This window comes from Burkholderia gladioli, from assembly GCF_000959725.1.
In the GTDB taxonomy this organism is placed as follows: domain Bacteria; phylum Pseudomonadota; class Gammaproteobacteria; order Burkholderiales; family Burkholderiaceae; genus Burkholderia; species Burkholderia gladioli.
On sequence record NZ_CP009322.1, the window covers coordinates 497,598 to 508,588 of the forward strand.

General features: G+C 74.2%; 1 protein-coding gene. It reads left to right on the forward strand.

All coding sequences use genetic code 11. From position 1 onward, the window contains the following. Positions 1–20 precede the first annotated feature (20 nt). Complete coding sequence (locus BM43_RS03250; RefSeq protein ID WP_045577436.1) at positions 21–10,907, forward strand: SDR family NAD(P)-dependent oxidoreductase; 10,887 nt, start codon at positions 21–23, stop codon at positions 10,905–10,907. The last annotated feature ends 84 nt before the right edge of the window (positions 10,908–10,991 follow it).

Consider the following 10,991-nt stretch of genomic DNA (forward strand, 5'->3'; position numbering starts at 1 on the left):
CGATTTCAGGAATCTCACTCATGACTCATCGCCATGCAGCGTCATACGAGCTGGACTTCGAACACGACAACCTCATCCTGCGCGATCACCGCGTGCATGGCGTGAGCATCCTGCCCGGCGTGACGCTGATCGACGTCGTGTATCGGCTCGGGCAGCACCTGCTCGGACATCAGCGCTTCGAACTCGCGCAGTTGCTGTTCCGGCTGCCGCTGGCCACCTCCGGACACCTCGCGCGGCGCATGACGGTGCGCTTCGCACCCGGCGCGGACCGCGGGTGCTGGACCGTCTCGCTGTCGAGCGTGCCGCTGCGCTCGGGCGTGCCGGGCACGGGGCGCGACCTGCATGCCGAATGCGTGCTGCGCGAACTCGATGCGGAGGACCTGCGCGACCCGGCCGAGGCGGATTTCGACGTGGCCGGCTTCATCGCCTCGGCCGAGCGCAGCACGCGCGTCGACGAGGTCTATCGCGGCGTGCGCGAGCTCGGCGTGGTACATGGCCCGTTCATGCAGACGCTCGGCGAGATCTTCCACCGCGGCGACGAGGAGCTGATGCGCCTGTCGCTCGGCCCGCTGGCCGAAAGCCTGCGCGAGCGCTTCCATGCGCATCCGGCCCTGCTCGACGGCGCGACTTTCGCGGGCAGTGCATTCAAGCTGGTCGGCGAGGTGGCCGCCGACTTCCGCGACGACCGCCCGCATATCCCGTTCTCGGTCGAGCGGGTGCGGCTGTTGCGGCCGTTTCCGGCGCGCATCCTGGTCGCCAGCCGTCATGGCGACAAGCTCGGCGGCGCGGGCGCGGCGCGGCGCGAGGTGACCAGCTCCGACCTGCGGATCCTCGACGAGGAAGGCCGCGTGCTGGCCCTGTTCGAACGGCTCTCGTACAAGCGCGTGAGGCAGGCGGCGGATATCGTGCGGCTGGTCGACCAGGCTCCGGGGGAGGCGGAAGGGGCCGTGGCGGGCGAGGCGGCGCGCTCCGCTGGCGCCGACGTCGGCGTTGGCGCCGTGCCGGCGTCGACGGTGGCGGCCGGGCACGACGGCGCCCGGGCGGCTGCGCTCGCTGCCGGCGAGTCGACCCGCGCGAGCTTCGACGAGGCGCTCCGGCGCTTCGTGACCGACCAGCTCGCGGCGCAGGGCGTGGCGCTGGCCGGACGGCTCGGCGACGATACGCCGTTCTTCGACGCCGGTCTCGATTCGACCCACCTGCTCGCGCTGGTGCGTGCGTTGGAGACGCATTGCGGGCGGACCTTCTATCCCACGTTGCTGTTCGAGCACCAGACGTTGCGCGAACTGGCCGCGCATCTGCACCGCGAGACGCCGGCCGCGTTCGGTCAGGCGGTGCCGGTGTGGAGCGAATCGGTGGCTGCATCGAGCCAGCAGCCGGCCGCACCGAGCGAACCGTCCGTTGCATCGAGCCAGCCGTCGGCTGCATCGCCAGCCGCCGCCACCTCGCACGCGGGCGCCGAAGACGCTGCCGCGCCGGCGCGGCGCGAGATCGCCGTGATCGGCCTGGCAGGCCGCTATCCGGGCGCGGCCACGCTCGAGGCGTTCTGGGAGGCCGTGGTCGCAGCGCGGCCGGCCACCGGCGCCTTGCCGGCCGACCAATGGTCGCGTCATGTCGGCGAGGACGACGCCGAGGCGACCGCGGCCGCGACGCTCGGGCATGGCGGCGCGCTCGCGGACGCCGATGCCTTCGACGCGCTGTTCTTCGGCATGACGCCGGCCGACGCGGCGGCGGTCGATCCGCAGGCGCGCCTGCTGCTCGAGACGGCCTGGCACGCCTGCGAGGACGCGGCCTGCCTGCCGGCGACGCTGGCGCGCGGGCGCACCGGCGTCTACATCGGCGTGATGAACGACGACTACACCTGGGTGGCGGCCGAGCATCTCGCCCGCACCGGCAGTTATGCCAGCGCGGGCAGCTACGCCCACGAACTCGCGAACCGGCTCTCTCACCAGTTCGACCTGCGCGGCCCCAGCATGACGGTCGAATCGGCCTGCTCGAGCTCCCTGCTGGCGCTGCATCTGGCGCGCACGGCGCTGCTGGCCGGCGAATGCGATCTCGCGCTCGCCGGCGGCGTGAACCTGAGCCTGCACCGCAGCAAGTACCTGCTGCTCGCCGGGCTCGGCCTGATGTCGGCCGACGGTCGCGAACGCACCTTCGATATCGGCGCGAACGGCTATGTGCCCGGCGAGGGCGTCGGCCTGGCGCTGCTCAAGCCGATGGAGGCGGCGCTGGCCGACGGCGATCGCATCCACGGCGTGATCGCCGGCAGCGCCACCAATCATTCGGGCCGCGCCGCCGGCCGCTACAGCCCGAACCTGCACGCGCTGGTGGAGGTGATCGAGCGCGGCGTGGCCAGCGCCGGCCTCGCTCCCGAGGCGATCGGCCATGTCGAGACGCACGGCACGGGCACGCAGCTCGGCGATCCGATCGAGGTGCAGGCGATCGCGCGCGCGCTGGGCGCGGCCGGCCGGGGCGACAAGCGCTGCACGCTGGGCTCGCGCGCGAACTTCGGCCATCTCGAATCGGCCTCCGGTATCGGCGCGTTGACCAAGACCCTGCTCGGCATGCGGCGCGGCCTGATCCCGCCCTGCGCGAACCTGGAGACGCTCAACCCGGCCCTGCGCCTCGACGAGACCGCCCTGACCATTCCCCGCGAGGCGATGCGCTGGACGCTGCCGCTCGAGTCGCGCGTGAGCGGCATCCATGCCTTCGGGATCGGCGGCTCGAACGTGTTCATGGTGGCGCGCGGCGCCGCCCGGCCGGCCCGGCCGGCCGCGCCGGCGGCCCGGGACGAGCTGATCGTGCTGTCGGCGCGCGACGCGGCCGGGCTCGAGCGCGTGCGTGCCGCGCTGGCCGCGCATCTGCGCGGGCCGGCGCCGATCACCGACGAGGAGCCGGCCACGCTCGGCGATCTCGCGTTGACGCTGCAGCTCGGGCGCACCGCCTTCGCGCATCGTCTGGCCTTCGTCGTCGCCTCGCGCGAGGCGCTGCTCGCCGCGCTCGATGCCCATGCCGAGCAAGGCGGGCAGGGCGCGGACTTCGCCCATGGCGTGGTGCGCGTGGACCTCGGCGCCGGCGCGCCGGCCGATCGCCGGGACGGCCCGGCCCGGTCGCCGGAGCTCGAGGCGCGCAGCCGCGACGGGCTGCGCCGTCTCGCCGATGCCTGGGTGAACGGAGCGACGATCGACTGGGCGCGGCTGCATGCGGGGCGCGCGACGCGCCGCGTGGCCGCGCCGCTCTATCCGTTCGCGCGCGACCGGCATCGTATCGACGCCGCGCTCGCGTTGCGCGCCGGCACGGCAAGCCGCGCCGACGCCGTCGACGCGCAAGCCGCGGCCCGGCCGGCCGGCGGCACGGCGCCGGTGCAGGTCCGCTACGGCGTGCCGGCGTGGCGCGAGGAGGCGGTGCCCGATACCGGCGTCCCGTCGGACGAGGTGGTTCATCTGGTGACGAGCGGCGTGTCGGCCGAGGTGCTCGCCGGCATCGCCGCCGAAACGGCGCCGGCCTCGGCATTCGCGTTGCCGGTGCCGGGCGACGATGGCGCGCGTGGCGCGGCGGCGGTCTATTTCGCCGCGTTCGAGGCGCTGCGCCGGGTGAGCGCCGACGGCGTGCGCGAGCCGCGCCGCCTCGTGGTGCTGGTCGCCGGCGAGGCCGACGAGTTGTTGCATGCGCCGCTGGCGGGCCTGCTGCGCACGGCGGCACGCGAATACCCGCGGCTTCGCCCGGTGCTCGTGTTCGCGCCGGGCCCGCTCGATATCGCGCGCGGCGCCGCGATCCTGCGCGACGAGATGCGGGCGTCGAGCGGCGACGGGCAGGCGCTCGTGTGCCGCCATCTCGACGGCCGTCGCGAGCGGCGAGTCCACCGCGAAGCCATACCGCCGGCCGCCGGGCCGCTGCCGGTGCGGCAGCGCGGCGTGTACTGGATTACCGGCGGCCTGGGCGGGCTCGGCCGCCTCTTCGCGCGCTACCTGGCCGGCTTCGGCGAGGTCGACGTGATCCTGAGCGGGCGGGCACCGGCTTCCGAGCAGACGCGGGCCGCCTGTGCCGCGCTCGCGGCCGGCGGCGCGCCCGGCGCGTGCGTGCACTACCTGGCCGTCGATGTCGGCCGGGCCGACGAGGTCGAGCGCGGCGTCGCGCAGATCGTCGCGCAGCATGGCGGCCTCGACGGGGTACTGCATTGCGCCGGACTCACGCGCGATGCGCTGATCGTCCGCAAGACGGCCGATCAGGCCGGCGAGGTGTTCGCCGCCAAGCTGGCCGGCACCGAGGCGATCGATCGCGCCACGCGCGCGCTGCCACTCGATTTCCTGGTGCTCTGTTCGTCGATCGCGGCCGTATGGGGCAATCCCGGGCAGGCCGACTATGCGGCCGCCAATGCCTGGCTCGACGCCTTCGCGGCACGTCGCAACGCGTGCGTGGCACGGGGGATGCGGCAAGGCCGGACCGTCTCGATCAACTGGCCGCTCTGGCGCGAGGGCGGAATGCGGGTCGCGGCGGAGGCGATCGAGGCCTTGCGCGCGCAAACCGGCATGGCGCCGCTGGAGACCGCCGACGGCCTGGCCGCTCTGGAGCACGCGCTGGCCGGCGATGCAGACCAGTGGATCGTCTGCCCGAGCGACGGCCGCCTGGCGCTGTTCGACAACGGCGCGGCGCCGCCACCGAGCCCGGCCCGGGATCAGGCTCCGGCGGTTCAGCCCCAGTCCCGGGCTCCCGCCGCGCAGCCGGTCGGCGAGGCGGTGCTCGACTATCTGCGCGACAAGCTCGCGCGGATCTTCCGGCTGCCGGCCGCCTCGCTCGATCCCGATGCCTTCCTCTCGTCCTACGGCATCGACTCGGCCAACGTGCTCGCGCTGACGGCCGAACTCGAACGCGACCTGGGCGTGCTGCCGAAGACGCTGGTCTACGAGCATCCGACGCTGGCCGCGCTGGCCGCCTACCTGGGCCGCACGCATCATGCGGCGCTGGCGCGGCGGCTGCCGGCCGCCGACGCAGCGGGCGGCCCCGGCCGCGAGACCGCCGGCGCGGTTGCGCCTGCGCCTGCCCCGGCATCCGCGCCTTCCACCGCGGCCCCGGCCGCGCCCGCCGCTGCCGCTGCCGCTGCCGCTGCCGCCGGCGCGCCGCTGGACATCGCCATCGTCGGCATGAGCGGACGGTTCCCGCAGGCGCGCGATCTCGATGCGTTCTGGCGCAACCTGCGCGACGGCCGCGACTGCATCAGCGAGATCCCGGCCTCGCGCTGGGACCTCGCGCACTACTACGACGACGGCGCCGCCGAGCCGGGCCGGATCCACAGCAAGTGGGGCGGCTTCATCGACGGCGTCGACGAATTCGATCCGCTGTTCTTCCGGATCTCGCCGCTCGAGGCCGAGATGATGGATCCGCAGGAGCGGCTGTTCCTGCAGGCGGCCTGGGAGACCATCGAGGACGCCGGTTATACGCGCGCGGCCCTGGCCGACGCGGGCCGCGCCCCGCACCAGCGCGTCGGCGTCTATGTCGGCGTGATGTATTCCGAATATCAGCTCTACGGCTTCCAGCAGCAGGCCGAGCGGCGCATCTTCGGGCTGCCCGGCAATACCGCCGGCGTCGCCAACCGCGTGTCCTATTTCTTCGACTTCCACGGCCCGAGCATGTCGCTCGACACCATGTGCTCGTCGTCGCTGACGGCGATCCACCTGGCCTGCCGCGGCATCGCCTACGGCGAATGCGGCGTGGCGCTGGCGGGCGGGGTGAACCTGAGCATCCATCCGAACAAGTACGCGGTGCTGAGCCAGGCGCGGATCATCTCCACCAAGGGGCGCTGCGAGAGTTTCGGCAAGGGCGGCGAGGGTTACATCCCGGGCGAGGGCGTGGGCTGCGTGATGCTCAAGCCGCTGGCGCGCGCGCTGGCGGATCGCGACGCGATCCACGGCATCGTGAAGGGCACGGCGCTGAGCCACGGCGGTCGCGCCAACGGCTATACGGTGCCGAATCCGGGCGCGCAGGCCGCCACCATCTCGATGGCTATCGAGCAGGCCGGCGTCGCGCCGCGCGCGATCAGCTATATCGAGGCGCACGGCACCGGCACCAGCCTGGGCGACCCGATCGAGATCGCGGGGCTGGTCCACGCCTTCGGCGAGCTCGGCGCCAGCGGCCAGTTCTGCGCGATCGGCTCGGCCAAGTCCAACATCGGCCACGGCGAATCGGCCGCGGGCATCGCCGGCGTCTGCAAGGTGCTGCTGCAGATGCGGCATCGCCAGCTCGCGCCGTCGCTGCATTCGGCCGAGCTGAATCCTTACATCGATTTCGCGTCGAGCCCGTTCGCCGTGCAGCGCGAGCTGGGCGAGTGGCGCGCGCCGCTCGTCGACGGCGTGCCGATGCCGCGCGTGGCGGGCGTCAGCTCGTTCGGCGCCGGCGGCTCGAACGCGCACGTGGTGATCGAGGAAGCGCCGGCCGTCGAGGCGCCCGCCGCATCGGCGCAGGCGCCCGGGGCGCGGCTGCTGGTGCCGATCTCGGCGCGCACCGAGGAGCGGCTGCGGGTACGGGTCGCCGACCTGATCGAGGCGCTGTCGCGGCCCGATGCGCCGCCGCTGGACGATGTCGCCTGGACCTTGCGGGTCGGCCGCGAGCCGATGGAGTACCGCGCCGCCTTCGTGGTGTCGACGCTCGACGGGCTGCTGGACGCGCTGCGCGGCTTCCTCGACGGCGCCTCGTCGGCGAACGGCTGGCATGGCCGCGCGAGCGCCGAGAGCCGCGACGTGCTCGGCGACGAGGACGTGCGGCGCGCGGTGATCCAGTCGTGGAGCGCCGCCGGCCGGATCGACAAGCTCGCCCAGTTCTGGACCTGCGGCCTGGAACTCGACTGGGAGGCGCCCGCTCTCGCGCTGCCTTCGGCGCGGCGGACGCACCTGCCGCCCTATCCGTTCGAGCGCCGCGCCTGCTGGGTGCCGGTGCGCCCCACGCCGGCCGCCTCGGCGGCGCGCCCGGGCAGCCTGCTGTCGCGCATGCTGCCGGCCGCGAGCCTGACCGACCGGCCGCGGGTGGCCTTCGAGACCACGCTGAGCCCGGCGCTGCCGCTGGTCGACGAGCACCGCGTGCGCGGCCAGCGCGTGCTGCCCGGCGTCGCGTATGCCGAGCTGGTGCTCGAGGCCGCGCGCCATGTCTATCCCGAGCGGCGCGCCAGCCTGACGGAGCTGGTCTGGATGCAGCCGCTGGTGGTGGGCGAGGAGAGCGTGGCGGTCGTCACGCAGCTCGAACGCCATGACGGCGTGCTGCGCTTCGAGATCGCCTCGATGGCGGACGGCGCGAGGCGCGTGCATGCGCAGGGCACGGCCGAACTCGATGCGCCCGAGGCCGCGGCCGCCGGCGAGGCGCCGGCGGCGCTGCGCGCGCGCCTGGCGCCCTGGTGGGAGGGCGAGGCCGGGCGCGAGGCCTTCTACGAGGCCCATCGCGGCAACGGCATCGAGTATGGTCCGGGCCTGCGTCGCGTGCTCGGCCTGTGGGGCGGGGACCAGGAAGCGCTCGGTCTGGTGGATGCGCGGCCCGCGCGCGGCGAGACCGGGACGGACTTCCTGCTGCCGCCGCCGGTGGCCGACGCGGCGCTGCAATGCGTGGCGGGCATCGCCGGCGCGCGCGGCGCGGCCGGCGAACTGCAACTGCCCTATTCGATCGGCCGCGTCGCGGTGCTGAGGCCGATCGAGGCGGCGAGCGTTCACGTCCACGTGCGGCGCACCGCGCCCGGGCACTACGATCTCGCGATCGTCGACGAGGCCGGCGAACCTTATGCCGTGCTCGGCGACCTGGTGGTGCGCGCCGCGAAGCCGGCCATCGAGCCGCTCTGCTACGCGGGCCGCTGGCAGCGCGCGGGCGCCGTCGCGGTGGCCGAAGCCGCCCCGGCGGCCGGGACGGCCCTGATCGTCAGCCGCGAGGCGGGCGTCGCGCTGGGTGATGCCCTGGCGGCGGCCCATTCGCGCGCGGTGTGGGTGAGGCTGGGTGGTGCGGCGGCAGCGGCGCGGGCCGCGAACGCGCCGGCCGTCGACGGCGGCGCGGCGTTTGCCGAGGCGCTCGGCTCGGCCGGCGTCGTCGACACCGTCTACTTCCTCGCGGCGGTGGTCGGCCAGGCGCGCTACCGGCTCGACGCGCGCCATGTCGCCGAGGAACTCGAAGCCACCACGCTGGCCTGGTTCCGTTGCGTGAAGGCGCTGGTCGACGCGGGCTTCGACCAGCGCGCGCTCGACGTGGTGGTGGTCACGCAGGATGGCGAGACGCCGCCGCTGCAGCAGGAGATCAATATCGGCGGCGCCGCGCTGTCGGGCTTCACGCAGGCGCTGGCGAGCGAATATCCGCACTGGCGCGTGCGCGGCATCGACGTGGGGCGTGCCGCGCTCGCCGATCCGGCGCGGCTGGCCGCGGCCATCGCCGGCGAGCCGCATCGCGCCGGCGCCTTCCCGGTGGCCCTGCGCGACGGCCTGCGCTACGAGCACCGGATCGCGCCGCTCGAACTGCCGCCCGCCGGCCGTGCCGCCTTCGTCGAGGGCGGCGTCTACGTGATCGTCGGCGGGGCGGGCGGCATCGGCCGAATCCTGACCGCGCACCTGGTGCGGCGCTACCGTGCCACGGTGATCTGGCTCGGCCGCCGCGCGCTCGACGCGGCGTTGCGCGAGCAACTCGCGGCCGCCTCGACGGAGCAGGCCCGGGTCGACTATTTCCAGGTCGACGTGAGCGCGCGCGAGGCGCTGGAACGCGTACGCGACGCGATCCGCGCGAGCCACGGCCGCATCAACGGCGTGCTGCATTCGGCCCTGGTGCTGCGCGACGCCAGCGTGCGCGGGATGGACGAGACGGCCCTGCGCGAGGCGCTGGCGCCGAAGGTGGCGGGCAGCGCGGTGCTGGGCGAGGTGTTCATGCGCGAGGACCTCGACTGGCTCGGCTTCTATTCGTCGATGCAATCGTTCCGCGCCGGCGCGGGGCAGGCCAACTACGCGGCCGGCTGCACCTTCCAGGACAGCTATGCCCGCGCGCTCGGCCGCGCCTGCGCGTTCCCGGTCTTCACCCTCAACTGGGGCTACTGGGGCAGCGTGGGCGTGGTCGCGAACGAGCGGACCCGGCAGCGCATGGCCGCGCTCGGCATCGGCTCGATCGAGCCCGACGACGGCATGGCCGTGCAGGAGGCCGCGCTCGCGCACGAGATCGGGCAACTGCTCGCGATCCGGCTCGCGCCGGCCGCGCGCGAATCGCTCGGCTTCGAGGCGGCGGGCCAGCGGCTGCTGCCCGCGCGGGCGCCGTCGCGCCTGGCCGCGACCGTCGCGGCCCTGGAGGCGCGCGTGCCCGATGCGGCCGCGATCCGCGACATCGACGCCGCCGACATCGCGCTGAACGCCTTCGTGGTGGCGCGTCTGCGCGAGGCGATGCAGGCCCTCGGCCTGGCCCGGGCGCTGCCCGGCGCGGCCTCGGCCGACGCCGCGCGCCGCGCGCTGGGGGTGGTCGAGCGTCACGCGCCGCTGTTCGAGGAGATCCTGAGGATCCTCGCCGACGACCACGCCCAGCCGTCGCGCGCGGCACCCGGCGCGGCCGGCCTGCTGGCCGATTTCCCCGATCTCGCCGCCCATGTCGCGCTCGCCGAGGCCTGCCTCGATGCGCTGCCGCGGGTGCTGCGCGGCGAGCTGCCGGCCACCGAGGTGATGTTCCCGGGCGGCAGCATGGCGCTGGTGGAGGGCATCTACAAGCGCAACGTGTTCGCGGACTATCTCAACGATCTCGTCGCCGACGTGGTCGAGCGCCGCATCGCCGATGCGCTGGCCGATCCGGAGCGCGTTGCGCCGGTGCGCATCCTCGAGGTGGGGGCCGGCACCGGCGGCACGAGCGACGGGCTGTTCCGGCGTCTCGGCCGTTTCCAGGACCGCATCGAGTACGTCTACACCGATGTCTCGAAGCACTTCCTGCTGCACGCCCGCGAGCAGTATTCCGGCGTCGCGCCCTATCTCACGCTGCAATTGTTCGACGCCGAGCAGGCGCCCGATGCGCAGGGGATCGATCCGGGCAGCGTCGACATCGTGGTGGCCGCCAACGTGCTGCATGCGACCCGGGATATCGCCGCGACGCTGGCCAACGTCAAGCGCTGCCTGGCGCGCCATGGCCTGCTCGTGATGAACGAGATCGCCGGCAAGCGGCCGTTCACCACCCTCAGCTTCGGCCTGCTCGACGGCTGGTGGGCCGCCGTCGATCGCGAGGTGCGGCTCGAGGGCAGCCCCGGCCTGACGGCCGCGCAATGGACGCGGGTGCTGGCCGAGGTCGGTTTCTCGCGCAGCGCGCTGTCGGCCGAGGTGTCGTCGGTGATCCGCCAGCACGTGATCGTGGCGGAGAGCGACGGACGCATCGCGCAGGTCGCGCCGCGCGGCGCCGGACAGCAGACGCATGGCGAGGCCGGGGCCGGGGTGGCTCCGGCGGCTCCCGTGGCACCGGCGGCACCGGCGGCACCGGCGCGGGATGCCGAGCGGGCCGCCGCGCTGGCGGCGGCACCGGCATCAGCGACCCACCCGCCGCGCGTCTCGGGCGAACTGCCGTCGCTGCCCGCGCAGGCCGGCGCGTCGGCAGCCGATCCGCGCGCGCGCGTGGATGCGGCGCTGCGCGAGGCGGTCGCGCAGGCGCTCAAGCTCGCGCCCGACGAACTCGACCCGACGCTCGCCCTGTCCGAGCTCGGTGTCGATTCGATCGTCGCCGTCGATCTGGTACGCCGCATCAACGACACGCTCGGCCTCGCGCTGAAGACCACCGTGATCTTCGATTTCCCGACGCTCGATCGGCTGGCCGCGCACCTGTGCGCGACCTGCGCGGCTGAATTGAGCGGCGGGGGCGGGGCGATCGACGAGCTGGCCGATGCGCTCGAACGCGGGGCGCTCTCGCTCGAGGAGAGCCTGGCGCGGCTGAAGACCTGATCCTCGCAAACGGCCAGGGGCCATCCACCGCCCGGCCGCCGCTCGCGCGGCGCGTCGGCGCGGTATTTCATCGAATCCGGAGAT

Excerpts from the sequence above, each read along its gene's own strand:
- BM43_RS03250 (WP_045577436.1), top strand. The coding sequence starts at position 21 with ATGACTCATCGCCATGCAGCGTCATACGAGCTGGACTTCGAACACGAC.